22 protein-coding genes are annotated in these 24,253 nt (G+C 73.7%); 10 read left to right on the top strand and 12 right to left on the bottom strand.

Features of this window, described 5'->3' with window-relative positions; all coding sequences use genetic code 11:
• Positions 1 to 357: 357 nt before the first annotated feature.
• Both ABWI04_RS33230 and ABWI04_RS33225 read left to right on the top strand, forming a co-directional pair.
• Positions 358 to 2,121: a SelB domain-containing protein gene (locus ABWI04_RS33230; protein WP_353834885.1), complete on the top strand. Its 1,764-nt coding sequence runs from the start codon at positions 358 to 360 to the stop codon at positions 2,119 to 2,121.
• Between the two features lie 48 nt (positions 2,122 to 2,169).
• Positions 2,170 to 3,363 (top strand): RtcB family protein, encoded by a 1,194-nt coding sequence (locus ABWI04_RS33225; protein WP_345181147.1) that lies wholly within the window; start codon positions 2,170 to 2,172, stop codon positions 3,361 to 3,363.
• 52 nt (positions 3,364 to 3,415) lie between these two features.
• On the opposite strand, the gene ABWI04_RS33220 is transcribed toward ABWI04_RS33225, so the two are convergent.
• Positions 3,416 to 4,198, bottom strand: coding sequence for a hypothetical protein (locus tag ABWI04_RS33220; protein ID WP_353834884.1), 783 nt, complete (start codon positions 4,196 to 4,198; stop codon positions 3,416 to 3,418).
• A gap of 247 nt (positions 4,199 to 4,445) precedes the next feature.
• On the bottom strand, positions 4,446 to 5,273 hold the full coding sequence (locus ABWI04_RS33215) for an alpha/beta hydrolase (protein WP_353834883.1): 828 nt from the start codon (positions 5,271 to 5,273) through the stop codon (positions 4,446 to 4,448).
• A 107-nt stretch (positions 5,274 to 5,380) separates the two neighbouring features.
• Here ABWI04_RS33215 and moaA point away from each other — a divergent pair, with 107 nt between their 5' ends.
• Genes moaA through ABWI04_RS33200 form a run of 3 tightly spaced genes read left to right on the top strand, consistent with a single transcriptional unit; the run spans position 5,381 to position 7,264 of the window.
• Positions 5,381 to 6,370: a GTP 3',8-cyclase MoaA gene (gene moaA, locus ABWI04_RS33210; RefSeq protein ID WP_345181154.1), complete on the top strand. Its 990-nt coding sequence runs from the start codon at positions 5,381 to 5,383 to the stop codon at positions 6,368 to 6,370.
• A 5-nt stretch (positions 6,371 to 6,375) separates the two neighbouring features.
• The gene (gene mobA, locus ABWI04_RS33205) at positions 6,376 to 6,942 is read left to right on the top strand and encodes a molybdenum cofactor guanylyltransferase (protein ID WP_345181156.1); all 567 of its coding nucleotides are present in this window, start codon (positions 6,376 to 6,378) and stop codon (positions 6,940 to 6,942) included.
• 49 nt (positions 6,943 to 6,991) lie between these two features.
• A complete protein-coding gene (locus tag ABWI04_RS33200) occupies positions 6,992 to 7,264 on the top strand; it encodes a DUF6457 domain-containing protein (protein WP_345181158.1) in 273 nt (90 codons plus the stop codon).
• Here ABWI04_RS33200 and ABWI04_RS33195 read toward each other — a convergent pair.
• Positions 7,261 to 7,503 (bottom strand): hypothetical protein, encoded by a 243-nt coding sequence (locus ABWI04_RS33195; protein ID WP_345181160.1) that lies wholly within the window; start codon positions 7,501 to 7,503, stop codon positions 7,261 to 7,263. The genes ABWI04_RS33200 and ABWI04_RS33195 overlap by 4 nt on opposite strands.
• A gap of 301 nt (positions 7,504 to 7,804) precedes the next feature.
• On the opposite strand from ABWI04_RS33195, the gene ABWI04_RS33190 reads away from it, so the two are divergent.
• Positions 7,805 to 9,205: an MFS transporter gene (locus ABWI04_RS33190; RefSeq protein ID WP_353834882.1), complete on the top strand. Its 1,401-nt coding sequence runs from the start codon at positions 7,805 to 7,807 to the stop codon at positions 9,203 to 9,205.
• On the opposite strand, the gene ABWI04_RS33185 is transcribed toward ABWI04_RS33190, so the two are convergent.
• Both ABWI04_RS33185 and ABWI04_RS33180 read right to left on the bottom strand, forming a co-directional pair.
• Complete coding sequence (locus tag ABWI04_RS33185; protein WP_353834881.1) at positions 9,134 to 10,444, bottom strand: FAD-dependent oxidoreductase; 1,311 nt, start codon at positions 10,442 to 10,444, stop codon at positions 9,134 to 9,136. The two genes, ABWI04_RS33190 and ABWI04_RS33185, sit on opposite strands and share 72 nt — an antisense overlap.
• Positions 10,434 to 11,234, bottom strand: a complete 801-nt coding sequence (locus ABWI04_RS33180) for a tryptophan 2,3-dioxygenase (protein ID WP_345181167.1) — start codon at positions 11,232 to 11,234, stop codon at positions 10,434 to 10,436. Before ABWI04_RS33180 ends, ABWI04_RS33185 begins: the two co-directional genes overlap by 11 nt.
• A gap of 137 nt (positions 11,235 to 11,371) precedes the next feature.
• On the opposite strand from ABWI04_RS33180, the gene ABWI04_RS33175 reads away from it, so the two are divergent.
• Complete coding sequence (locus ABWI04_RS33175; protein ID WP_353834880.1) at positions 11,372 to 12,475, top strand: alpha/beta hydrolase; 1,104 nt, start codon at positions 11,372 to 11,374, stop codon at positions 12,473 to 12,475.
• Between the two features lies 1 nt (position 12,476).
• Here the strand turns inward: ABWI04_RS33175 and ABWI04_RS33170 are convergent, their stop codons facing one another.
• The gene (locus ABWI04_RS33170) at positions 12,477 to 13,748 is read right to left on the bottom strand and encodes a hydroxyacid-oxoacid transhydrogenase (RefSeq protein ID WP_353834879.1); all 1,272 of its coding nucleotides are present in this window, start codon (positions 13,746 to 13,748) and stop codon (positions 12,477 to 12,479) included.
• Positions 13,749 to 13,782: 34 nt separating this feature from the next.
• A complete protein-coding gene (locus tag ABWI04_RS33165) occupies positions 13,783 to 14,268 on the bottom strand; it encodes a MarR family winged helix-turn-helix transcriptional regulator (protein WP_345181233.1) in 486 nt (161 codons plus the stop codon).
• Between the two features lie 89 nt (positions 14,269 to 14,357).
• Here ABWI04_RS33165 and icmF point away from each other — a divergent pair, with 89 nt between their 5' ends.
• Together icmF and ABWI04_RS33155 are read left to right on the top strand one after the other, a co-directional pair.
• Positions 14,358 to 17,585, top strand: coding sequence for a fused isobutyryl-CoA mutase/GTPase IcmF (gene icmF / locus ABWI04_RS33160; protein WP_353834878.1), 3,228 nt, complete (start codon positions 14,358 to 14,360; stop codon positions 17,583 to 17,585).
• Between the two features lie 13 nt (positions 17,586 to 17,598).
• Positions 17,599 to 18,369, top strand: coding sequence for a helical backbone metal receptor (locus ABWI04_RS33155; protein WP_353834877.1), 771 nt, complete (start codon positions 17,599 to 17,601; stop codon positions 18,367 to 18,369).
• On the opposite strand, the gene ABWI04_RS33150 is transcribed toward ABWI04_RS33155, so the two are convergent.
• The 5 genes from ABWI04_RS33150 to ABWI04_RS33130 all read right to left on the bottom strand — a co-directional run bounded on the left by ABWI04_RS33150 (position 18,366) and on the right by ABWI04_RS33130 (position 23,871).
• Positions 18,366 to 18,956 carry a TetR/AcrR family transcriptional regulator gene (locus ABWI04_RS33150; RefSeq protein WP_353834876.1) on the bottom strand — a complete coding sequence of 197 codons (591 nt, stop codon included), beginning with the start codon at positions 18,954 to 18,956 and terminating at the stop codon, positions 18,366 to 18,368. The two genes, ABWI04_RS33155 and ABWI04_RS33150, sit on opposite strands and share 4 nt — an antisense overlap.
• Positions 18,940 to 19,680 (bottom strand): 3-oxoacyl-ACP reductase FabG, encoded by a 741-nt coding sequence (gene fabG / locus ABWI04_RS33145; protein WP_502913200.1) that lies wholly within the window; start codon positions 19,678 to 19,680, stop codon positions 18,940 to 18,942. The genes ABWI04_RS33150 and fabG overlap by 17 nt, the downstream gene beginning before the upstream one ends.
• 31 nt (positions 19,681 to 19,711) lie before the next feature.
• Positions 19,712 to 20,863: an acyl-CoA dehydrogenase family protein gene (locus ABWI04_RS33140; protein WP_345181181.1), complete on the bottom strand. Its 1,152-nt coding sequence runs from the start codon at positions 20,861 to 20,863 to the stop codon at positions 19,712 to 19,714.
• Between the two features lie 91 nt (positions 20,864 to 20,954).
• Positions 20,955 to 22,964 carry a substrate-binding domain-containing protein gene (locus tag ABWI04_RS33135; protein ID WP_353834874.1) on the bottom strand — a complete coding sequence of 670 codons (2,010 nt, stop codon included), beginning with the start codon at positions 22,962 to 22,964 and terminating at the stop codon, positions 20,955 to 20,957.
• Positions 22,965 to 23,532: 568 nt separating this feature from the next.
• Positions 23,533 to 23,871, bottom strand: coding sequence for a DUF3099 domain-containing protein (locus ABWI04_RS33130; RefSeq protein WP_353834873.1), 339 nt, complete (start codon positions 23,869 to 23,871; stop codon positions 23,533 to 23,535).
• A gap of 65 nt (positions 23,872 to 23,936) precedes the next feature.
• Between ABWI04_RS33130 and ABWI04_RS33125 the strand changes: the two genes are divergently transcribed.
• Positions 23,937 to 24,149, top strand: coding sequence for a dodecin (locus ABWI04_RS33125; protein WP_185024725.1), 213 nt, complete (start codon positions 23,937 to 23,939; stop codon positions 24,147 to 24,149).
• Positions 24,150 to 24,253: the final 104 nt, after the last annotated feature.

Genomic DNA, 24,253 nt, shown 5'->3' with positions numbered 1-24,253 from the left:
CGCCGCCGGTGCGCCGGCCGCGCCGCCCTCCGGGGCGCCTGTGCCGCGAGCCGCCCGAGCGCCGGTCATGCGAACCTCCCGCATCGGCCGGTCGCCGGATCCCGGCGCGCGGCATGTAGTTACTTAACCTAAATAAGTGTAGAGCGGGCGAATCGCCCCTCGATGTCCGCAGGTCCGGCGCGACGCGCCAGCGCGTCGCGGTTTGCGCGGGGCCCGGGCGTCCCTAGGGTTGCCTTTCGTGGACCTTCGTCTGCGCAACCCCCGCACCGCCCTCCGGAACTCCGCCCCCCGCTCCGCCACTCCCCGCACGGCCCGTTCTCGCGCGGCCATCGGCGTTCAGGCCTGGAAAGGACGCTGATGCACGTCGTCACCACCGCCGGACACGGTGGGCACGGCAAGTCGGCGCTCGTGCGCGCCCTCACGGGCAGGAGTCCCGGCGAGACGGGCGCCTGGACGGAGCTGCCCTCGGGGAGGCGCGTCGCGTTCGTCGACGCGCCCGGCGACGAGCGGTCCGTTCCGGACTGGCTCGCCGGGGCGGCGCCCGCGTCCGCGGTCCTGCTCACCGTCGCCGCCGACGAGGGGTGGATGCCGCAGACCCGCGAGCACCTGGAGGCCCTCTCCGCGCTCGGCGTCCGGTCCGGCGTCCTCGCGGTCACCAAGGCCGACGCCGCCGACCCCAGGCCCGCGCTGCGCCAGATCCGCGAGCGGCTGGCCGGGACGGCGCTGCGCGGTGCGGAGGCCGTCGCGGTGAGCGCCGAGACCGGCGCCGGGGTGGCCGAGCTGACCGCCGCGCTCGACCGCCTCGCCGGCCGGCTTCCCGTGCCCGACCCGGCCGCCCCGGTGCGGCTGTGGGCGGACCGCGCGTTCACCGCCGGGCGGCAGGCCGTCATCGCCGGCACCCTCGCCGCCGGGACGGTGGCCGTGGGGGACGAGCTGCTCCTCATGCCCGCGGGCGAGCGGGTCCGCGTCCGGACGATCGGCTGCGCCGGCGAGCCCCGGGAGTCGGTCGGCGGCGTCTCCCGCGTCGTGGTGACGCTGCGCGACGCCGGGCGCGTCGACCCCGGCATGGCCCTGGTCACGCCCGGCGCCTGGACGCACACCACCAGCGTCGACGTCCGGACCCGCTTCGGCGAGGCGTCCGGCAGGCTCGCGCGGCGGATGACGCTGCACATCGGGTCGGCCGCCGTCGCGGTCGGGCTGCGGCCCCTCGGCCCCGACACCGCGCGCCTGACCCTGAACACCCGGCTCGCCCTCCACCTCGGCGACACCGGGCTCCTGCGCGACCCCGACCGCCGCACGATCGCCGGGGTGAGCGTCCTGGACGTCCGGCCGCCCACCCTCGTGCGCCGCGGAGCGGGCGCCGCCCGCGCCCGCGAGCTGGCGACCTGGCCCGACCGCCCGGACGGCGCCGTCGTGCTCCGCCGGCACGGCGTGCTCCGGCGCTCGGAGCTGTCGGTCATGGGCTGCGCGCCGCCGCCCGGCGCCGTCGCCCTGGACGGCGAGTGGGTCGCCGACCCGGCGCACTGGCGGTCGCTGTTCGAGCGGCTCGCGGAGGAGACGGCCCGGCACGCCGCCGAGAGCCCCAGCGCCCCCGGCATCCCGCTGGAGTCCGTCCGGCTGCGCCTCGGCCTCCCCTCCCGGCAGCTCGCCGCCGCGCTCGTCCAGCCGCCGCTGCGCCTGGACGCGGGACGCGTCTACGGCCCGTCCCCGGGCCCCGGCCCCGCGCCGGCCGCCGAGCCCGCTCCTGCGGCGGTCGCCGCGGAACCGCCGCCGCCCTGGGCCGCGGCCGTGCGGCGCCTCCGCGCCGACCTCGCGGACAGCCCGTTCGATCCCCCCAGCGCCGAGCGCCTCGAAGAGCTGGGCCTCACGGGCGAGGTCCTCGCCGGGGCGGAGCGCGCGGGCGCCGTCCTGCGGATCGACGACGGGGTCGTGCTGCTCCCGGGCGCCGACCGGGAGGCGCTGCGCGTCCTGTCCGAGCTCCCGCAGCCGTTCACGCCCGCCCAGGCCGGCGACGCGCTCGGGACCGGCCGCGACGTCGCCGTCGCCCTGCTGCGCCACCTCGACCGGCTCGGCCTCACCGAGCGCCGCCAGGGCGAAAACCGGTTGAACCGGGACGGGTGACTCTGGCGTCATAGATCGCGGTCCGGTTCCGTCGATCAAGGAGTGGGAATGCCGTACCAGACCCTGAAGGGCGGCCGCGTCCCGATCCGGATGTGGACCGACCCCGACACCGTCGAGGACCTCGCCCTCGACCAGCTGCGCAACGTCTCCGCCCTGCCGTGGGTGGAGGGCCTCGCGGTGATGCCCGACGTCCACTACGGCAAGGGCGCCACCGTCGGCTCGGTGATCGCGATGAGGAACGCGGTGTCCCCGGCCGCCGTCGGGGTCGACATCGGCTGCGGGATGACCGCCGCGAAGTCGTCGCTCACCGTCGAGGACATGCCCGACGACCTGTCGGGCCTGCGCTCGCGGCTGGAGAAGGCGATCCCCGTCGGGCGCGGCTCGCACAGGACCGCCGTGGACCCGTCCGCTCTGCCGGGCCTGAAGGAACGGGGCTGGTACGACTTCTGGAAGGCGTTCGACGACCTGCACCCGGCGGTGCGGTCCCGCCTCGGCCGCGCCCGCTCGCAGATGGGCACGCTCGGCGGCGGCAACCACTTCCTGGAGCTGTGCGCGGACGACGACGGCGCGATCTGGCTCGTCCTGCACTCGGGGTCGCGCAACATCGGCAACGAGCTGGCCGAGCAGCACATCGAGGCCGCCCGCAAGCTGCCGCACAACCAGGACCTGCCGGACGGCGACCTCGCCGTGTTCCTCACCGGCACCGCCAAGATGGACGCCTACCGGCACGACCTGTTCTGGGCGCAGGAGTACGCGCGCCGCAACCGCGCCGTCATGACCGCGCTCGCGCAGAACGTCGTCACCAGGCAGTTCGGCGAGAAGCGCTGCAGGTGGGGTGAGGTCATCTCCTGCCACCACAACTACGTGGCGGAGGAGGAGTACGGGGGAGTCGAGCTGCTCGTCACCCGCAAGGGCGCGATCCGCGCGGGCGCCGGCGACCTCGGGATCATCCCGGGCTCCATGGCGACCGGCACCTACATCGTCCGCGGCCTCGGCAACGAGACCGCCTACAACTCGGCCTCGCACGGCGCGGGCCGCAGGATGAGCCGCAACAAGGCCCGCAAGCACTTCACGGTCGAGGACCTGGTCGAGCAGACCAGGGGCGTCGAGTGCCGCAAGGACAGCGGCGTCATCGACGAGATCCCCGGCGCCTACAAGGACCTGGAGACGGTGATCGAGGCCCAGTCCGACCTCGTCGAGGTCGTGGCGCACCTCCGCCAGCTCATCTGCGTGAAGGGCTGACCCCGGCGGGGCGGCCGTGCCCGGCGGCCCGCCCCCCGCGGGCCGCCGGACCCTATTTCAGAAGCTGGGCCGTGTCGCTGTAGGCGTCCAGGTGCTCGGCGTGCGTCAGCCGGTAGACACCGGAATGGAAGTAGTTCGCCCACCGCAGCGGGTGGCCGAGGCTCGCCCGGGCCCGTCCCCAGTCGGTGACCGACCGCATCCACCGATCGGACTTGGTGACGTCCCACGAGGCGTCCACGCCGTACTCGGCCAGGCCCAGGGAGATGCCGCGGGCGTCGGCGAACTGGCAGACCCGCCGCGTGCGGGCGTCCATCGGGGCGGCGTCCGTGGTGGAGGTGATCTCCCCGATCGGGTACTCGTCGATCGCGATGAAGTCGACCATGCCCGAGTCCGGCCAGTAGTTCCGCAGCGCCGACCGCGGATCGGAGTAGGGCAGGTTGCACGAGTAGTTGGTGAAGCACACCCCCACCTTCACCCCCACCGCGCGGAACGGCGGCGCCGACCGCTTGTAGAGGCTGACGAAGGCGTCGCCGGACATGTTGTCGACCGGCTCGTGGTAGATGATCACGTCGCACTGGGCGCCCTTGGCGACGATGTCGGACGCGAGCGCCTGGAGCGCCGACAGCGGCGTCGACATGGTCGGCTTGATGCTGTAGACGCTCTTGCGCACGCCCACGTCGTAGCGGAGCTGCGAGGCGCTCACCGAGGACGGCGGGGCCCCGTCGTAGCAGCGGCGGACCGGCATGGGGCGGTCCGTGAGCGTCTCGAACGCGCTGATCGCCGCCGTCCACGTCTGGCCGGTCAGGGGGGTGACGGCCGCCCCCACCAGCGTCATGTGCCACCGTCCTCGCGGAGGTCCGCGGGCCGGCGCTCCACGGTCGCGACCGCCCGGTGGCGGATCCTCGTTCGGCTCATGTGCGCGTCCCCCCTTTGGATCGCGAGATGGTGCCTCTCGGTAAAAATAATGCTACGTAGAGCGATATTGACTCGGCAGCCTTCTTTATGTGGCCATACCAGTCAGACGGGGGTGGCCGCGGGAGGACGGCGGGCGCGCCGCACCGGGTCGTCGGCGCCCGTGCGGGTCAGGCGCCGGACCGGGGCGCCTCCGGCAGGACGCGGTCGATGAAGGCGGTGACGTCGGCGAGGACCTCGTCGCGGTTGGTCTCGTTGAAGACCTCGTGACGGGCGCCCGGATAAAGGCGCTCGGTGAGGTCGTCCCCGCGGATCGCCTCGATGCCGACGCGGGTGTCCCGCGGGCGGACGAGCTCGTCGGCGTCGCCGTGGACGTAGAAGGTCGGCAGCGCGCCCAGGGACCCGTGCTCGTTGACGCGGCGCAGGGCGTCGTCCAGCGCCCGGACGGTGGGCTTCTTGAACGGGCCGTGCCAGATCAGCGGGTCCTCGGTGTAGGCCTTGCCCACCGCGGGGTCGCGAGAGAGCGTCGAGGTGTCGATCGGCTCGTCCGGCATCGCGTCGAGGGGCAGTAGCTCCTCGACGACGTGCCAGCGGCCGAGGACCGGTCCGGACAGCACGAGCGCTGCGAGGCCGTCGCCGTGGAGCTGGGCGTACCTGGTGGCGATCAGCCCGCCCATGGAGTGGCCGATCATGACGGCGGGCAGGCCCGGGTGGTCGCCGCGGGCCGCCTCCACGACCGTGTGCAGGTCGGCGACGACGTCCTCGACGTCCTCCACCAGCACGCGCTCGCCGGCCGAGCGGCCGTGGCCCGCGTGGTCCGGGCCGCAGACGACGGCCCCGTGCCGCACCAGGACGTCCGCGACGTGGCCGTAGCGGCCGAGGTGCTCGCCGTAGCCGTGCACGAGCACCGCGACGTAGCGCGGCTCGCCGTCCGCCCAGCTCCGGGCGGTGACCGCTCCCCGCGTGCCCGCGAACTCCCACTCCCGCGACGTCGCCACTCCGGCCTCCCTGCCGCCCGATGGAAGATCACCGTCTCCCGAGGGGGATCGGATCGTCAACCACCGCAATAGGCTGGAGATCCAGACCGCGACAGGAAGGGGTGCCCGTGCTGGTCGACACCTTCGGCCGTACCGCGACGGACCTGCGGGTCTCCCTCACCGACCGGTGCAACCTGCGCTGCTCGTACTGCATGCCGCCCGAGGGGCTGGACTGGCTGCCGAAGCCGGAACTGCTCACCGACGACGAGGTCGTCCGGCTGGTCGGGCTCGCCGTGCGCGACCTCGGCGTCACCGAGGTCCGCTACACGGGCGGCGAACCGCTGCTGCGGCGCGGCCTCGCCGGCATCGTGCGGCGGACGGCCGAGCTGGCGCCGCGCCCCCAGACCTCGCTGACCACCAACGGCATCGGGCTCGACCGGCTGGCCGCGCCGCTGGCCGAGGCCGGGCTCGACCGGGTCAACGTCTCCCTCGACACCCTCGACCGCGAGACCTTCCGGCGCCTCGCGCACCGCGACCGGCTCGCCGACGTGCTGGAGGGGCTGGCGGCGGCGCGCCGGACGGGCCTCGCACCGGTCAAGATCAACACCGTGCTGATGCGCGGGATCAACGACCACGAGGCCGTCCCGCTGCTGCGGTACTGCCTGGAGCACGGCTACCGGCTGCGGTTCATCGAGCAGATGCCGCTGGACGCCCAGCACGGCTGGACCCGCGAGAACATGATCACCGCGGACGAGATCCTGGACCGGCTGTCCGCCGAGTTCGACCTCGTGCCCGACACCGCGCACGAGCGCGGCAGCGCCCCCGCCGAGTCGTTCCTGGTCGACGGCGGCCCCGAGACGGTCGGCGTGATCGGCTCGGTCACCCGGCCGTTCTGCGGGGCCTGCGACCGGGTGCGGCTCACCGCCGACGGACAGGTCCGCAACTGCCTGTTCGCCACCGAGGAGTCCAACCTGCGGGACGCGATGCGCGGCGGCGCCGACGACGCCGAGCTGGCCGAGCGGTGGCGTCGGGCCGTGCGGACCAAGCGCGCCGGGCACGGCATCGACGACCCGGCGTTCCTCCAGCCCGCCCGGCCCATGTCGGCGATCGGCGGCTGACCCGCGTGGACGCCGGCCCGCCCTTCGACGCAGTGCTGCTCGCGGGCGGGCGCGCCCGGCGGTTCGGCGCCGACAAGCCCGCCGCCCCCGTGGGGGGACGCCGGCTGATCGAGTGGGCGGCGGCCGCCGCGTCCGGAGCGTCCCGGCTGATCGTCGTGGGGCCGCGCCGCGACGTCCTGCCGGGCGCCGTCGTCGTCCGCGAGGACCCGCCCGGCGCCGGGCCGGTGCCCGCGCTGCGCGCCGGGCTCGCCGAGGTCCGCGCGCCGAGGCTGGCGCTGCTCGCCGCCGACCTGCCCTTCCTCCGCCCCGCCCACGTCGCGGCGCTGCTGGAGGCGGCGGCGGAACGCGACGGGGCCGTCCTGGTGGACGGCGACGGCCGCGAGCAGTGGCTCGCGGGCTGCTGGCGCGCCGGCGCCCTGCGGACGGCGCTGGCGGGCTACGACGGCGCTTCCCTGCGCGGCCTCCTCGGCCCCCTGGACCCCGTGCCGGTCGCCCTGCCCCCGGACGCCCGCCCCGCGTGGTACGACTGCGACACCCCGGAGCAGCTGGCCGCCGCCGAGCGCCTGCTTTGATCGTGCGAGAGTGGGCACACCACCAGCACCATGCTCGAAGGGGGAACCCATGTCTGTCCTTGAGGACTGGCTCAGCGCGGCGTGCCTCGAACTGGGGCTGGAGCGCGGGGACGTCGACCAGGGCCTCGTCCTGGACCTCGCACGCGACGTCGCCCACAACGTCGCGCGGCCCGGCGCGCCGCTGACGGCCTACCTGCTCGGCCTCGCGGTCGGCCGCGGCGTGCCGGCGCGGGACGCCGCCGCCCGGCTGACCGAGATGGCCGAGGGCTGGCGGGCCGAGGTGCCCGAGCAGGCCGGCGAGCCGGTTCTGGACGACGCCTAGCCGCGCCCGGCGGGCTCGTCGCGCTCCGCGACCGGCACCACGTCCTTCAGGAAGTCCCGGCGGGACAGGAACGCCGACAGGCTCTCGCGGTGCTCGTCGCAGGCGAGCCAGACCTTCCGCCGGTCCGGCGTGTGGATCTTAGGGTTGTTCCACCGCAGCGCCCACACGGCGTCGGCACGGCACCCCTTGGCGGAGCACTGCAGTTCCTCAGGGCCGTTCCCCGGATCGGCGTTGGTCATGAGGCGAGCTTAGACACCTCCAGAGGCCGCGAAAACGACTCACCCGCCCGCGACCTCAGCCACCCACCACCGCAACGGAACGACAACCCCAACGGTTTCGATCGCGTCCGAAAGCAGGGCCGGGGGCGGAGACGCGAGCGAAGCGAGAACCGGATCGCGCAGCGAGCCTCTGGGCGAGTCGGAGCAGTGCCAGCGATCGCCGCGTTTTTCGACGATGGAGGGCCCTCCGGGCTCGAAGGAGGAGAACAAGGCAATGGACAGGCGGTGGCGAGCGCTATCTGTGTGCCTTGTTGCGGCGTTCATGACGCTGCTGGACGTCAGCATCGTCAACGTGGCGCTGCCGTCGATCCGGGCGGGTCTGCACGCGTCCGACGCCCAGTTGCAGTGGATCCTGTCGGGGTACGCCCTGACGTTCGGGCTCGTCCTCGTCCCGGCGGGGCGGCTCGGTGACGCCCGCAGCCGCCGGGCGGTGTTCATGTCCGGGCTCGCCCTGTTCACGGCGGCGAGCGCGGCGGCGGGCGTCGCCCCGACGATCCTGCTGCTCGTCCTCGCCCGGCTCGTGCAGGGCGTCGCGGGCGGCATCCTCAACCCGCAGGTCGCCGGGCTCATCCAGCAGCTGTTCCGGGGCGCCGAGCGCGGACGGGCGTTCGGGGCGCTCGGCGCCGTCATCGGGGTCGCGACCGCCGTCGGCCCGCTGCTCGGCGGCGGGCTGATCGCGATCGCCGGATCGGCGGAGGGCTGGCGGTGGGTGTTCTACGTCAACATCCCCGTCGGGATCGCGGCACTGTTCCTGGCGTGGCGGCTGCTGCCCGCCCCGGTCTACGGGCAGCGGCAGGGCCTGGACCCGCTCGGGGTGCTACTGCTGGGCGCGGGGGTCCTGTGCGTGCTCCTGCCGCTCGTCCAGGAGCAGCAGTGGCGGGGCGCCCTGAAGTGGCTGCTGATCCCCGCGGGCGCCGCGCTGCTGGTGGCCTTCGCGGCCTGGGAGCGCCGGGCGCGGACGCCGATGGTCGTCCTCTCGCTGTTCCGCCTCCGCTCCTACACGCTGGGTACGGCGATCGCGCTGCTGTACTTCGCCGGGTTCACCGCGGTGTTCTTCATCTTCACCCTCTACCTGCAGAACGGCCTCGGCTACAGCGCGCTCGGCGCGGGCCTCGCCATCACCCCCTTCGCGGTCGGGTCCGGTGTGGCGTCCGCGCTCGGCGGCCGGGTCGTCTCCCGGTTCGGCCGCCCCCTCGTCGCCGCCGGCCTGTGCCTGGTGCTCGCGGGGCTCGGCGCGGCGTGGCTCGCGGTCGAGCTGAGGCCCGGCGCCGGCGTGGCCTGGGCGACCGCGGCGCCGCTGCTGCTGGCCGGGCTCGGCACCGGCCTGGTCATCTCGCCGAACCAGACGATCACGCTGTCGGAGGTGGACTACACCGAGGGCGGCAGCGCGGCGGGCGTCCTGCAGACCGGCCAGCGGGTCGGCACCGCGATGGGGATCGCCGCCGTCGGGGCGGTGTTCTTCGCCACGCTGGCCGGCACCGGCGGGGAGTGGGCGGCCGCCTTCCGGCACGGGCTGATCGTCGTGCTGGGGTTCGTGCTGGCGGCGCTGGCGGCGGCCGTCGCCGATCTGGCGGCCGGCCGCCGCCCGGCGTCAGCGCCGCCGGGCGAGGGCCCGCAGTCCGAGGCCGAGGGCCGCCGCGGAGCCGAGGGCGGCCGCGGCTAGCACCCGGTTCTGCCGCCTGATCCGCGCCGGGATCCGGGCGTACGGGATCGTCGAGAACGACACCAGCTCGTAGCGGGAGACGTAGCGTCCGGCCAGGCGGCGCTCCAGCGCGTGCGTCGCCGCCTGCTTCGCCCGGTAGACCGGCGAGGACACCCGGTCGCGCATCTCGACGAAGTTGTCCAGCGCCATCTCGGCGATCGCGTCGGTGTTGGCCTTGCGCCGCTCCTGGTAGAGCCGCAGCGCGCGGGCCCAGTCGCCGCCGGTCTCGGTCAGGCACCGGTCGATCTCGATGCAGTCCTCGAACGCGCAGTTCGCGCCCTGCCCGAAGAACGGCACGATCGCGTGCGCGGCGTCGCCCAGCAGCGCCACCACGGCGCCGTCGCCGGACCGCGTCCACGGCCAGCACCGGACGGTCACCAGCGACCCGACCGGGTTGCGCTCGTAGTCGTCCGCGAGTTCCGGCATCAGGCCCGCCACGTCGGGATAGTGCCGCTCGAAGTAGGCGGTGACCTTCTCCGGGGAGTCGAGGGCGGCGAAGTCCTCCTTCGGCCAGAACAGCGTGCAGGTGAAGGAGCGGTCCAGGTTCGGCAGCGCGATCATCATCGAGGTCCCGCGCGGCCAGATGTGCAGGGCGTCGGGGTCGAGCGCGAACCCGCCGTCCTTCGGCGGGACGGTCAGCTCCTTGTAGCCGTGCTCCAGGAAGTCGGCGTCCTCGTCCAGGCGCAGCGACCGGCGGACCGCGCTGTAGGCGCCGTCCCCGGCCAGGACGACGTCGGCGGGCTCGGGGGCCGCGTCCTCCAGCAGGAGGGCGCCGGCCTCGACGTCCACGCCGGTGACGCGCTGGGAGAACCGCAGCGTGACGCCCGGCGTGCTCTCGGCGGTGTCCAGCAGCGACCGGTTCAGCTCGGCGCGGCTGATGGAGTTGATGGCGCGCTCCCCGTCGGCGCTGTAGGGCTGGAAGTTCCGCGCCCCCGACAGGGGGTGCACCATCCGCCCGTGCATGGGCAGCGCCTGCTTGAGCGACCGGTCGCGCAGGCCGACCTGCTCCAGCGCGGCCAGGCCCCGCGCCGAGACCGCCAGGTTGATCGAGCGTCCCCGCTCGGCGCCCGCGACGCGCGGGTCGGGGCGCCGCTCGTACACCGTCACCGCGAGGCCGCGGCGGCCGAGCAGCACCGCGAGCAGGCAGCCCGCCAGGCCCGCCCCGACGATCGCGACCCGCTCGCCGCCCTCAGCCGCCATGGGCGGGGACCTCCTCGGTCTGGGAGCGGACCTCCCACAGGTCGGGGAAGGCGGGGGCGAACAGGGTGCTGCGCAGGTAGTCGGCGCCGGCCGACCCGCCTGTGCCGATCTTCGCGCCGATCGTCCGCTCGACCATCTTCAGGTGCCGGTACCGCCACTCCTGGACGCCCTCGTCCACGTCGACGAGCGCCTCGCAGACCTCGGCGGCCGGCCCGGACTCGTCCGCGTAGACGGCGAGCAGGACCTTCTGCACCCCGGGGTCGGGCTCCCACGGCCGGGAGAAGTCCCGCTCCAGGGCCTCGCGCGGCACCGGGTGGCCGCGCCCCGCGAGGTAGCGCAGCAGCGAGTCGAACACCGAGGGGCGGGACACGGCCGCCTGGAGCCGCTCGTCGCCGCGCAGGTCGGAGGCAGGGAAGGAGCGGCGCCCGAGGACGGCCTCGATCTCGCGGAACTGCTCGCTCTGGAAGCCGCTGGAGCTGCCGAGCGCGTCGCGGAACGAGGCGAACTGCCGGGGGGTCATCGTCTCCAGGACGTCCAGCTGCCCGACGACGGTCTTGAGGATCTTGGCGATGCGGCGGGCGGTGTGCAGCGACCCCCCGCTGTTGCCCTCCTCCAGCCGGCGCTGCAGCAGCGCGGCCTCGTGCAGGATCTGCTTGAACCACAGCTCGTAGACCTGGTGGATGATCACGAAGAGCAGCTCGTCGTGCGCCCGGGTCTTCGGCTCCTGGCACGACAGCAGGTCGTCGAGCCTCAGATAGCCGCCGTACGTCATCGTCGGCGAATCCGCCATCACGCCTCCTTGCGACACAACGGATGTGATTCGCAGCATATGGGATGGATCAGCACGTCCAGGCGGTGGGTGGTCGTGCGGAGGCGATACCCCTTACTGTTCAGAACCTGATTCGGCAACGGGCCGGGAGGCGCCGGATGGGCGAGATCGTCAGGGAGTTCGTGGGGCTGCCGTCGCCCCTGGCCGGCCGGGCGGGCGCGGGCGGCCACCCGTGCCAGGGGATCTACCACCGCCCCGCCGGGGCCGCCCCGAGGACCGCGTTCATCGCGGCCCACTACAACGTCGACTTCTCCGAGCACTACCTCGCCGAGCACCTCGCGGCCCGCGGCCACGGCTTCCTCGGCTGGAACACCCGCTTCCGCGGCAACGAGGCGTACTTCCTGCTCGACCACGCCCTCGCGGAGATCGGCGAGGGCGTCCGCTGGCTCCGCGAGCGGGCGGGCGCCGAGCGGATCGTCCTGCTCGGCAACTCCGGCGGCGGCTCGCTGATGGCCGCCTACCAGTCCCAGGCCGTCGAGCCCAACGTCACGCCCGTCGCGGGGATGCGTCCGGTCGCCGCCATCGAGGACCTGCCCGCCGGTGACCTGTTCGTCGCGCTCGCCGCCCACTCCGGCCGCCCGGAGGTCCTCACCGCCTGGATGGACCCCTCGGTCACCGACGAGACCGATCCGCTGTCGGCCGACTCGTCCCTGGACCCCTTCGACCCCGGCAACGGCCCCCCGTACAGCGCGGAGTTCCAGGCCCGCTACCGCGCCGCCCAGCGCGCGCGCAACGAGCGCATCACCGACCGGGTCCTCGCCCGCCTGGACGCGCTGAAGGGCACCCGCGCCCGCGACGCGCTGTTCACCGTGCACCGCACCTGGGCCGACCTGCGGATGGTCGACCCCGCCATCGAGCCGTCCGACCGCGAGCCCAACCGCTGCTACCTCGGCGACCCCGCCAAGGCCAACTACGGCGTGTTCGGCATCGGCTCGCTGTGCACGCTGCGCTCCTGGCTGTCGATGTGGAGCCTGCGCACCTCGCAGTGCACCGCCGCCCCGCACCTGGCGCGCATCACCGTCCCGTCGCTGGTGGTGCACGCCACGGCGGACGAGTGCGTCTACGAGAGCGACGCCCGCGCGATCTTCGACGCCCTGGCCGCGTCCGACCGGACCCTCCACCCCATCAGGGACACCCACTACCTGCCGGACTCCCGGCCCGAGGCCGCCGACCTGGTCGACGCCTGGGTCCGCGCCCGCTGAGTCACCACAGCCGCAGCGACCGGGTGAAGATCCCGGCCACGGCCTCCTCGTCCACCGGACGCGGCGAGGTCGCCAGCAGCCGCTGCTGCTTCATCGCCCCCTCCACCAGCGCGGGGACGTCGCCCTCCCCGTATCCGACACCGCCGATCCCGTCCGGGATGCCGATGTCGCGCATCAGCCGCAGCACCGCCAGGGGCAGGTGCTCGGCCGGGTCGTCCGGCCGGTCCATCCGCGAGTCGAGCAGCTCCGCGGCCCGGACGTGCCGCTCGGGGCGCGCCTCGAAGGTGAACCGGAACGCCTCGGGCGCGGTCAGCGACACCGACATGCCGTGCGGGACCATCGCCTCCCCGCCGGGGTAGCCGTCCGGCCGGAAGTCCCTGACCTGCCCGGCGATGGGGTAGGCGTTGGCGTGCGGGATGTGCACGCCGGCGTTGCCGAACCCGAGCCCGGCGAACGTCGCCGCGAGCGCCATGTCGGTGCGCGCCTCTCGGTCGTCCCCGTCCGCGACGGCCCGGCGGAACGACCGCGACAGCAGGCTCAGCGACTTCTCGGCCCACATGTCCGACACCGGGTTGGCCCCGCAGTACGGCACCCGCTCCTCGGGCCTCTTGCGCTCGTACCGGTCGTAGGGGCGCGCGGTGTAGCTCTCCAGGGCGTGGCACAGGATGTCCATCCCCGCCGACGCGGTCACGCCGGGCGGCTGCGACATCGTCAGCTCCGGGTCCACCACGGCCAGCGCCGGCCGCAGCCGCGGGTGGCTGATGCCGGTCTTGACCCGCAGGTCCAGGACGTCCAGGACGCAGACCGTGGTGCTCTCCGCGCCGGTGCCCGTCGTGGTGGGGACGGCGACCAGCGGCAGCAGCGGCCGCTCCGGCGCCCGTCCCGCCCCCACGGGCGGGTTCAGGTAGTCGGCGAGATCGCCCTCGTTGGTCGTCAGGAGGTTGACGGCCTTCGCGGTGTCGATGCTCGACCCGCCCCCGACCGCCACGTAGGCGTCGTAGGGGCCGGTCGCGCGGGCGTGCTCGACCGCCGCGCGCATGCTCGCGTCCGTCGGCTCGACGCGCACGCCCTCGAACACCGCGGCCTCGATCCCGTAGGCCCTCATCGCGCCCGCGATCCGGTGCGGCCCGCCCGTCGCCGCGATCCCCGCGTCGGTGACGACCAGCACCCGCCGCGCCCCGAACTGCGCCAGATCGAATCCGATCTCGTCCGCGGCCCCGCTCCCGAACTTCAGCTGCGGCGCCCCATAGGTGAAGACCGTCTCGCTCGTCATCTTCCCAAGGTGCCACAGCCCCCGGCAGGGGCGATCAGTCCAGATCTCCGGTGGCCATGCGGACGCGGCGCAGGGCGGTGGTGATGTCGGCGGCCTCGGCGGCGGGGAGGCCGGCGATGCCGAAGCCGGACTCGTTGAGGGCGAGCGTGGCCTCCTCGGCGAGGTCGCGGCCCGCGGGGGTGATGGTGGCGAGCACGACGCGGCGGTCGTCGGGGGAGGGGCGGCGGCCGACCAGGCCCCGCTGCTCCAGGCGGCCGATCACGTTGGTCACGGACGCGGGGTGCACCATGAGGCGGGCGCCCATCTTGCCCATGGGGAGGGTCCCGGTGCGGGCGAAGGCGAGCAGGCGCAGCGCCTCGTAGGCGGCGAACGTCAGCCCGTACGGCTTGAGGACGGCCTCGATCCGGCTGAGCAGGATCTGCTGGGCCCGCATCACCGAGGTGACGGCCGCCATGCGGTCGGCGTGCTCGGGCCAGCGGCCGCTCCACTGGCGGTGGGCCTCGGCGATGGGATCGGGCATGTCGGGCACCGGGCCACCGTATTCGGTCTTGACTGCGTCGCGCACGGAAACTATTTTAACTTCCAAATATTGGATGTCCAAGGGTTGAGGTGGAGACGGTGACGCGGGAGCTGCACGCGCCGGTGCACCCGGTGCGCTTCGTGACGGCGGCGGCGCTGTTCGACGGCCATGACGCGGCCATCAACATCATGCGGCGCATCCTGCAGTCCCAGGGCGCCGAGGTGGTGCACCTGGGGCACGACCGCTCCGTCCGGGAGGTCGTCGACGCGGTCCTGGAGGAGGACGCGCAGGGCGTGGCGATCAGCTCCTACCAGGGCGGCCACGTCGAGTACTTCGAGTACCTGTCGCGCAGCCTGAAGGAGGCCGGCGCCGAGCACGTGAAGGTGTTCGGCGGGGGCGGCGGCGTCATCGTGCACGAGGAGATCGCGCGGCTGTCGGACGCCGGCGTGCGGATCTTCTCCCCGGAGGACGGGCAGCGGCTCGGCCTGCCCGGCATGATCAACGAACTGGTCCGCGAGTGCGACGTCGACCTGGCCGCCGAGCCCGTGCCGGCCGACGCCGTGGTGGCGGGGGAGCGGCGCGCCCTCGCCCGGGCCATCACCTGCCTGCAGGCCGGCGGCCTGCCCGGGGACGACCGCGCGCGGCTCGCCGAGGCGGCGGCCGGGCGGCGGGTCCCCGTGCTGGGGATCACCGGGACGGGCGGCTCCGGGAAGTCGTCGCTCACCGACGAGCTGGTGCGGCGGCTGCGCGTCGACCAGGGCGACCGGCTGCGCGTCGCGGTGCTCGCCGTCGACCCGACGCGGCGGCGCGGCGGCGGCGCGCTGCTCGGCGACCGGATCAGGATGAACTCCCTGGACGGCGACCGCGTGTTCTTCCGCTCGCTGGCGACCCGGGGCGCGCGGGAGCTGCCGGAGAACGTCGAGGACATCGTCACCGCCTGCAAGGCCGCCGGATACGACCTGGTGGTCCTGGAGACGCCCGGCATCGGGCAGGGCGACGCCGCGATCGTCCCGCTGGTCGACGTGTCGCTGTACGTGATGACGCCGGAGTTCGGCGCCGCGTCCCAGCTCGAGAAGATCGACATGCTCGACTTCGCGGACGTGGTCGCCATCAACAAGTTCGAGCGGCGCGGCGCGGCCGACGCCCTGCGCGACGTGGGCCGCCAGCTCGTGCGCAACCGGGAGGCGTTCGGTCAGCGGCCCGAGGACATGCCGGTGTTCGGCACCAGCGCCGCCACGTTCAACGACGACGGAGTCACGGCGCTCTACCAGCACCTCGGCGGGCTGCTGGCGGAGCACGGCCTGCGCCTGGAGGACGGAGCGCTCCCCGAGGTCGGAACCAAGGTGTCCACCGGCGCCGCGACCGTCATCCCGCCGAACCGGGTGCGGTACCTGTCCGACATCGCCGAGACCGTCCGGAACTACCACGCCGACACGGTGACGCAGATGGAGGCGGTCCGGCGCGTCCAGCGGCTGGACGAGGTGCGCGCCGAGCTGACCGACGCCTCCGAGGTGGAGGGCCTGCTGGAGAAGGCGCGCCGGGACGTGGAGCCCGCGAACGCCGAGCTGGTCGAGGGGTGGCCCGCCGTCGTGGAGTCCTACTCCGGCGACGAGCAGGTCGTGAGGATCCGGGACCGGGAGCTGCGCACCAAGCTCACGCGCGAGTCGCTGTCGGGCAGCCGGATCCCCCGCGTCGCCCTGCCGCGCTACACCGACCACGGCGAGCTGCTGCGGTTCCTCCGCAACGAGAACCTGCCCGGCCGGTTCCCGTTCACCGCCGGGGTGTTCCCCTTCAAGCGCGACAACGAGGACCCCGCCCGCATGTTCGCGGGCGAGGGCGACCCGTTCCGCACCAACCGACGCTTCAAGCTGCTGTCGGAGGGCCAGCCCGCGACGCGCCTGTCCACCGCGTTCGACTCGGTCACCCTGTACGGGCGCGACCCCGACGAGCGCCCCGACGTGTACGGCAAGGTCGGCACGTCCGGGGTGTCGATCGCCACGCTGGACGACATGAAGGCGCTGTACGACGGGTTCGACCTGTCGTCGCCGACCACCTCGGTGTCGATGACCATCAACGGTCCCGCGCCCACGATCCTGGCGTTCTTCCTCAACACGGCCATCGACCAGGGGCTGGACGCCTTCTACGAGGAGAACGGGCGGGAGCCGTCCGAAGAGGAGGCCGCGCAGATCCGGGCGCGCGTCCTGTCGACCGTGCGGGGCACCGTGCAGGCCGACATCCTCAAGGAGGACCAGGGGCAGAACACCTGCATCTTCTCCACCGAGTTCTCGCTGCGGATGATGGGCGACATCCAGGAGTGGTTCATCGCCAACAAGGTCCGCAACTTCTACTCGGTGTCCATCTCCGGCTACCACATCGCCGAGGCCGGGGCGAACCCCATCAGCCAGCTCGCCTTCACCCTCGCCAACGGCTTCACCTACGTCGAGTCCTACCTGGCGCGCGGCATGGACGTCGACGACTTCGCGCCCAACCTGTCGTTCTTCTTCTCCAACGGCATGGACCCCGAGTACAACGTGCTGGGACGCGTGGCCCGCCGCATCTGGGCCGTCGCCATGCGCGACCGGTACGGCGCGAACGAGCGCAGCCAGAAGCTCAAGTACCACGTCCAGACGTCCGGTCGCTCCCTGCACGCGCAGGAGATGCACTTCAACGACATCCGCACGACGCTGCAGGCGCTCATCGCCATCTACGACAACTGCAACAGCCTGCACACCAACGCCTACGACGAGGCCGTCACCACGCCGACGGCCGAGTCGGTGCGGCGGGCCCTGGCGATCCAGCTCATCATCAACCGCGAGTGGGGCCTGGCGATGAACGAGAACCCGCTTCAGGGGTCGTTCATCATCGACGAGCTGACCGACCTGGTCGAGGAGGCGGTGCTGGCGGAGTTCGACCGCATCAGCGAGCGCGGCGGCGTCCTCGGCGCGATGGAGACCGGCTACCAGCGCGGCCGCATCCAGGACGAGTCGATGCTGTACGAGCAGCGCAAGCACGACGGCTCCCTGCCGATCGTCGGCGTCAACACCTTCCGCGGCCCCGAGGCCGGCGACGGGACGCCGCAGACGATCGAGCTCGCCCGCGCGACCGAGGACGAGAAGCGCTCCCAGCTCGACCGCGTCCACGCCTACCAGGGGGCGCACCGGGACGAGGCGCGGGCCGCCCTCGCCGCGCTCAAGGACGCGGCCCGGTCCGGCGAGAACGTGTTCGCGGTGCTGATGGACGCGGCGCGCGTGTGCAGCCTCCAGCAGATCACCGACGCGTTCTTCGAGGTCGGCGGCCAGTACCGCCGCAACGTCTGACGCCCCGCCGCCGATGGCCGTCCACGACGACACCGGCGCCCCGGCCCGTCTCCCGGACCGGGTGCGCCGCGTCGTGTCGATCGTCCCGTCCCTGACCGAGGCGGTCGCGGCGACCGCGCCGGAGCTGCTCGCCGGCGCCACCGACTGGTGCACCCGCCCCGAGGGCCTGGACGTGCCGCGGGTGCGGGGCACCAAGAACCCCGACCTGGAGAAGATCATCGGGCTGCGCCCCGACGTCGTCGTCGGCAACACCGAGGAGAACCGGCCCGCCGACGTCGCGGCGCTGCGCGCGGCCGGCGTGCCGGTGTGGATGACGCGGATCCGCACGGTCGAGGAGGCGCTGGCGTCGCTGGGGCGCATGCTCGCCGAGGCGTGCCGGGCACCGGTGCCCGGCTGGCTGGCGGAGGCGTCCCGCGTCTGGGCGGAGGTCGAACCCGGCGAGCCCCGGACGGCGGTGGTCCCGATCTGGCGGCGGCCGTGGATGGTCGTCGGGCGCGACACCTTCGCCGGCGACGTCCTGGCCCGGCTCGGCGTGTCCAACGTCTACGCCGGGCATCCCGAGCGCTACCCGAAGATCCCGCTCGGCGAGCTGAACGCGGCCGGCGCGGACCTGGTGGTCCTGCCGGACGAGCCGTACCGCTTCACCGAGGACGACGGCCCCGAGTCCTTCCCCGGCATCGACGCCGCGCTCGTCAGCGGCCGGCTCCTCACCTGGTACGGCCCGTCCCTGATCGAGGCCCCGGCCGCCCTCGCGGAAGGGCTCGCCGCGGCCCGCCCCCGCTAGCCGGTGCGGCGCGCGAACATGGCCTCCACGCAGCGGGCCATGCGCTCGTCGAGCTCCTCGGCGGGCACACCGATCTCCCGCGCGAGGTGCTCGCGCAGCAGCGTGTACCCGTAGACCGTGGACGCGATGGCCGCCTGCACGGCCGCCACGTCCTCGACCGGCAGCTCGCCGCGCGCCGCCTCCGCCGCGAGGTCCTCCCGGCCGGCGCCCCGGTTGAGCAGGACCCGGGGCCGGTCGTCGCCGTCCAGGACGAGCAGCGTCGCCAGACGGACCGGCTCGGGGTTGCGCAGGCTCGTCCAGAACAGCCGCGACAGCCGCTCCCGCAGCGGCAGCCCTGCCGCGTCCACCGCGTCCTCGGCGTTCGGGCGCGAGCGGTGGAACAGCGCCGAGCGCAGCAGCGCCCGCCGGGAGCCGAAGTACTGGTAGACCAGCCCGCGGTTGACCCCGGCCTCGTCGGCGACCTGGCGCAGGTTCAGCCCGGCGAGGACGCCGCCGCGCCGCAGCAGCGCGACCGCCGCCGCGCGCAGCGACTCCTCCGTCCTCTCCCGGTCGCGCGCCCGGGGCGCCCCGTCACGCGCGGGGACCACCGGCCACATAGATGACCTGCCCGGACACGAAGGACGCGTCGTCGCTCACCAGGAACGCGACGGTCCCGGCGATGTCCTCGGGCACGCCGACGCGCCGGACCGGGATCTCCTTGGCGGCCGCGGCCTTGAAGTCCTCGAAGTCGACGCCGACGCGGGCGGCGGTCGCGGCGGTCATCTCGGTGGCGATGAACCCGGGCGCGATCGCGTTGGCCGTGACCCCGAACCTGCCCAGCTCGATCGCCAGCGTCTTGGTGAACCCCTGGAGGCCCGCCTTGGCCGCCGAGTAGTTGACCTGGCCGCGGTTGCCGAGGGCCGACACCGACGACAGGTTCACGATCCGGCCCCAGCCGGCCTTGGTCATGTGCTCCTGCGCGGCGCGGGTCATCACGAACGAGCCCCGCAGGTGCACCGACATGACCGAGTCCCAGTCGTCGTCGGACATCTTGAACAGCAGGTTGTCGCGCGTGATGCCGGCGTTGTTCACCAGGACGACGGGCGGGCCGAGCTCCGCGGCGACGCGCCCCACGGCGGCGTTCGCCCGCGCGGTGTCGGCGACGTCCACGCCGACGGCGAGCGCGGTGCCGCCCTCCCCGGCGATCGTCTCGACGGTGCCGGCGCAGGCGGCCTCGTCCAGGTCGCAGACCGCGACGGCGAACCCCTCCCTGGCGAGACGGACGGCGGTGGCGGCGCCGATGCCGCGCGCGGCGCCGGTGACGATGGCCACCCGGGTGTCGGTCATGTGCGCAGCCCTTCCGTCAGACCTGGATGTCCTTGGCGATGATGGTCTTGAGCACCTCGCTGGTGCCGCCGTAGATCCGGGCGACCCGGGCGTCGGCGTACAGGCGCGCGATCGGGTACTCCAGGATGTAGCCGTAGCCGCCGTGCAGCTGGAGGCACTTGTCGACGACGCGGGCCTGCACCTCGGTGCAGAACAGCTTGCAGACGGCGGCGTCGGCGGGGGTGAGCTCGCCGGCGTCCAGCGCCTCGATGCAGCGGTCGACGAGCGAGCGGGCGGCCTCGACCTCGGTGGCGCACTCGGCCAGCACGAACTTGGTGTTCTGGAACGACGACACGGTCTTGCCGAAGACGGTGCGCTCCTGGACGTACCGGCGGGCGAACTCGACGGCGGCGGCCGCCGACGCGTAGGAGCTGGTCGCGATGCCGAGGCGCTCCTCGGCGAGGTTGTGCGTCAGGTACTCGAACCCGCGGCCCTCCTCGCCGAGCAGGTCCTCCACGGGCACCCGGACGTCGGTGAACGACAGCTCGGCGGTGTCGGAGCTGCGCAGCCCGATCTTCTCCAGCTTGCGGCCGACCGCGTAGCCCTCGCTCCGGGTGTCCACGGCGAGGATCGACAGGCCCGCCCGGCGGTTCTCCGGCGTGGCCGGGGACGTCCGCGCGACCACGAGCACCCGGTCGGCGAGGACGCCGCCGGTGATGAACGTCTTGGCGCCGTTCAGGACGTAGTGGTCGCCGTCCCGCCGCGCCGTGGTCTGCATGCCGGCGAGGTCGGAGCCGGTGCCGGGCTCGGTCATCGCGATGGCCGTCATCATCTCGCCGGACACGAACGGCGGCAGCCAGCGCTTCTTCTGCTCCGGCGACCCGTACTTCAGCAGGTAGGGCAGGACGAGGTTGACGTGCACGCCGTAGCCGCCGAAGCTCACCCCGGCGCGGGCGCACTCCTCGGAGATCACGGCCTGGTACTTGAAGCTCGTCTCGCCCGCGCCGCCGTACTCCTCGGGCACCTGGATGCCGAACACGCCGAGCTCGCCGAGCTTGGTGTAGAAGTCGCGCGGCGGGTGGCCGGCGTTCTCCCACTCCTCGTAGACCGGGGCCACCTCGGCCTCGATGAACGCCCGGATCGTGTCCCGGAAGGCCTCGTGGTCCTCGTTGAAAACGGTGCGGCGCACGCCGTGCCCCTCTCGCCAGCGTTGTTAACAGAACGCTAAGTTAACTCGAAGGTAGTTCTAGAATCAAATGCGAGAGGGGTGCGCGGGCTGGTCAGCAGTCGGGTTCGCAGACCCGGCGCGAGACCGCCCTGAGGAAGATCGCCTGGATCTGCCCGGGCGTCCGGGCCACGTAGGCGTCGCCGTGCGTCACCTGCGCGATCCGCCGCAGCTCGTTGACGTCCACGTCCGATCCGTAGCCGAGCATGTTGACCTGGACGGGCCGCTCCGGGTCGTACTCGCGCCGCATGTGGGCGAGCGTCTCCTCCAGGGACGGGCCGCGCGGGTCCTCGTTCCTCCCGTCCGTCCACAGCAGGACCGAGTTCACGTACTCCGGCTTGTAGGTCCGCTTCATGTGGTCGAACGCCGCCATGACCGTGTCGTACAGCCCGGTGTCGCCGTGCTCCTTCACCCGGATCCGCGCGAACGCGCTCAGCACGAGCTGCCGCCGGGTCGCCGAGCCCAGCCGCTCGTCGAGCGGTCCCACGCTGACCAGCTCCCGCCAGTCCCGGCCGCCCTGGAGCTCCGTGGAGAAGATCCACTGGCCGAGCTCGCTGTCGTCCGGCAGCAGCGCCAGCCCGCTCTGGGCCGTGCGCACCGTGGACTGCAGCCGCGTCACGCCGGGCCCGACCTCCTCGTCCATCGACCCCGACACGTCGATGATGCTCAGCATCCGGATGCTCAGCGACAGCTGGGCCCACGACTGCATGGTGCGCCGCACCTCCGCGGCGGGCGTGTCGGGGAGCGCCGCCGGGGGCCGCGGATCCAGCCCGGTCCGCGGGGAGAACGACGCGGGCGCGGTTCCGCCGGGCGTCCGGAAGCCCAGCCGCTGGAGGTCCTCCCGGGCGGCCCTGTCCGCGAGCTCCTTCTCGAGTAAGCGCGCCGCGCTCGCCTTGGCCCGGTCCTGCGCCAGGACGGTGAACGGGTGGTCGAGATAGACCGTCCCCTCGGTTGGGTACACGGCGACCGCCGCCTCGGCCGGGCGCCGCGCGTTGTAGGCGAACACCGCCTGCTCGGGCGCCATCGCGACCGGGTAGCGGTCCGCCTCGCCCCGGCCGGACGAGGCGGACGCCGCGAACGCGGCGAACTCGGCGTCGACGGAGACGGCGACGCCCTCCCGGATCGTGCGGACCACCCCGGTGAACGACGCCTCGCCGCCGGGGACGCCGCCCAGCAGCGCACCCGCCAGGATCAGCGAGCCCATGCCGGTCGCGCTGCGGGCCGGATCGGGGACCTGGAGCCGGAGCAGCCGCGGCGGGATCACCCCGGCGTCGTCGGTCGGATCCCGTTCGGCGTCCGGGGCCGTCCCGGCCGCGGCGAGCAGGTCCTTCCACGACGGCCGCTCCGGGGCGCCGAGGTTGCGCAGCTGCGTCGCCAGGCCGCGCGGCACGGCCAGGACGATCGGAGTCGAGGCGATCCCGGCGGACCGTCCCGAGGTGCCGCCCGCCGGGGCGTGCCCGGAGCCGCCGACGAGCGCGGTCCACAGCGAGGAGTCGGGGATCCAGACGTCCGGCCTGCGGGCGACGCCGGCCACGCCCTTCCCGGACAGCAGCGTCGCGACCGCGGCGGGGTCGGCGGCGCGCACCCGCGCGCGGGCGCACCGCCCGCCCGCCTCGCGGCGCGCGTCGTTGAAACGCCGTGCCGCCCGCACGACCGCCGGTGCGACGTCCGGCGCCGCGGCCACGTCGAGCGTCACCGCGCCGCCGGAGCAGCCGTCGCCCGTCGAGGCGATCGCGTACGCGCCGAACCCGGTGAGCAGCACCAGGCCGACGGCGCCCGCCAGCGGCCCGAGCAGGACGCCGCCGATCCGCCGCGGCGGCCGGCCCCCGCCCAGAGCCCACGGCCCCCGCGGCTGTTCGGCGGCGTGCGCCGGGCCCGGGCGACGGGGGGACCGGTCGGGTCTGCTGAAGGCGTCGAAGGGCTCGTCCTCCCGGTCGCCCGGCGTGCTGCGGGGCGGGAGCCCGGCCGGCTGCGAGGCGCCGAGGAAAGGGGTGGGGGACGCGGGGCCGCCCGGCTCCGGCAGGTTCCTGGGCGCCCACTCGGGCACGTCGTCGAAAGCGCTCATGGCCGATCTCCGTTTCCCGGGCGGGGCTGCGGGCCGTGCCGCGCCCGGGGGCGGACGGCCCGCCACTGAGACACATGGTCGATATGTCTCAGGCGAGGCAGCTGTGATGTTCGTCTCGACAGCCGCCTTCGTCAAGGGGGCGCCGCTCAGCAGTACGCGGCGGGCGGCGGGAAGGATCGGCCCGCGCCCGGCCGCCCTGGCGAAGGGGCCCGCGCGGCAGCGCCCGGGCCCCGCGATTCCGGGCGCGAAAGGATGTGAAATGACCAGCTTTGGGGGCATGGCCGGACCAGGACAGCGCGGAGGGCTTGCGTTCTCGCGAGGATGTGCCCGGCCCGGACAGGTCGGTCAAGCGAAGGTGCGGGGGAGGTCATCCGTGAGCATGGGAGGCGTCAACGGGATTCCCGGGCAAATAAAAGCGGCGCCGGGTGGATACGGGGGCAATCCACCCGGCGCCGCATCATCGGTGTTCCGACGGGGGCCCGGAACACCGGCACGGGCGCTCCGACGGGGGACCAGAGCGCCGGTACAAATCGTACACCGAAACCCCCCGCGGTTAGTCAAGAGAATGTCACGACCGGATTTCTGGTCGCTGTCCGGAAACCGGCTTCTGTTCCCGGCGGTGACGGTCGTCGAAGGCCGCCCGGGCGGTCGGTTCGCGACCCCCGTTCGCGAAGATCACGGCGACGTAGGGGAGCACCGCGGCGCCGACCACCATGAGCAGCGCGAGCCACCACGGCGCGCCCGCCACGGCGGCCACCACCGCCCCCACGAAGCAGATCGTGCGGACGCCCATGGACATCAGGTACCGGCGCTGGCGGTGGCCGATGTCCTCCGACATGGGGCGGGGAGCGTCGGTGACCGTGTAGACCGCCGGCTCGCGGTGGTGGCGGTGATTGACCTTCACCATTCCACGGTAAGCCCATGGAGGCCGACCCGCACCGGCGGCACCGGGCAAAACATCTGGAGGAGTCGATGACCGATCGCACGTACCGCGTGACCGAGATCGTGGGGACCTCGCCGGAGTCCGTCGAGGCCGCGATACGCAACGGCGTCCGGCGCGCCTCGCAGACCCTGCGGCACCTCGACTGGTTCGAGGTGACCGAGGTCCGCGGCCATATCGAGGACGGCGAGGTGGGCCACTTCCAGGTCACCATGAAGGTCGGCTTCCGCCTGGAGGACGCCTGACGCGCGCCGGCGCGAGGGCGCCGTCCGGTCCTTCGGCGGCAACCTGTCGTCGTACGAGGACCTGCTCGCGGTGGAGCGGGAGACCGCGGAGCGGACCGTCAGGG

It is taken from the genome of Actinomadura sp. NPDC000929, assembly GCF_040492065.1.
Taxonomy (GTDB): Bacteria; Actinomycetota; Actinomycetes; order Streptosporangiales; family Streptosporangiaceae; genus Spirillospora; species Spirillospora verrucosospora.
Note: the sequence above shows the minus strand (reverse complement) of the source record. Positions and strands in the feature narration are given on the sequence as shown.

Coding starts and splice junctions, on each gene's coding strand:
- ABWI04_RS33125 (WP_185024725.1), top strand. CDS start 23,937: ATGACCGATCGCACGTACCGCGTGACCGAGATCGTGGGGACCTCGCCG.
- ABWI04_RS33155 (WP_353834877.1), top strand. CDS start 17,599: ATGGCCGTCCACGACGACACCGGCGCCCCGGCCCGTCTCCCGGACCGG.
- ABWI04_RS33200 (WP_345181158.1), top strand. CDS start 6,992: ATGTCTGTCCTTGAGGACTGGCTCAGCGCGGCGTGCCTCGAACTGGGG.
- ABWI04_RS33185 (WP_353834881.1), bottom strand. CDS start 10,444: ATGGCGGCTGAGGGCGGCGAGCGGGTCGCGATCGTCGGGGCGGGCCTG.
- ABWI04_RS33230 (WP_353834885.1), top strand. CDS start 358: ATGCACGTCGTCACCACCGCCGGACACGGTGGGCACGGCAAGTCGGCG.
- ABWI04_RS33175 (WP_353834880.1), top strand. CDS start 11,372: ATGGGCGAGATCGTCAGGGAGTTCGTGGGGCTGCCGTCGCCCCTGGCC.
- ABWI04_RS33190 (WP_353834882.1), top strand. CDS start 7,805: ATGACGCTGCTGGACGTCAGCATCGTCAACGTGGCGCTGCCGTCGATC.
- ABWI04_RS33220 (WP_353834884.1), bottom strand. CDS start 4,198: ATGACGCTGGTGGGGGCGGCCGTCACCCCCCTGACCGGCCAGACGTGG.
- ABWI04_RS33170 (WP_353834879.1), bottom strand. CDS start 13,748: ATGACGAGCGAGACGGTCTTCACCTATGGGGCGCCGCAGCTGAAGTTC.
- ABWI04_RS33130 (WP_353834873.1), bottom strand. CDS start 23,871: ATGGTGAAGGTCAATCACCGCCACCACCGCGAGCCGGCGGTCTACACG.
- ABWI04_RS33225 (WP_345181147.1), top strand. CDS start 2,170: ATGCCGTACCAGACCCTGAAGGGCGGCCGCGTCCCGATCCGGATGTGG.
- ABWI04_RS33135 (WP_353834874.1), bottom strand. CDS start 22,964: ATGAGCGCTTTCGACGACGTGCCCGAGTGGGCGCCCAGGAACCTGCCG.
- ABWI04_RS33180 (WP_345181167.1), bottom strand. CDS start 11,234: ATGGCGGATTCGCCGACGATGACGTACGGCGGCTATCTGAGGCTCGAC.
- ABWI04_RS33165 (WP_345181233.1), bottom strand. CDS start 14,268: ATGCCCGATCCCATCGCCGAGGCCCACCGCCAGTGGAGCGGCCGCTGG.
- ABWI04_RS33195 (WP_345181160.1), bottom strand. CDS start 7,503: ATGACCAACGCCGATCCGGGGAACGGCCCTGAGGAACTGCAGTGCTCC.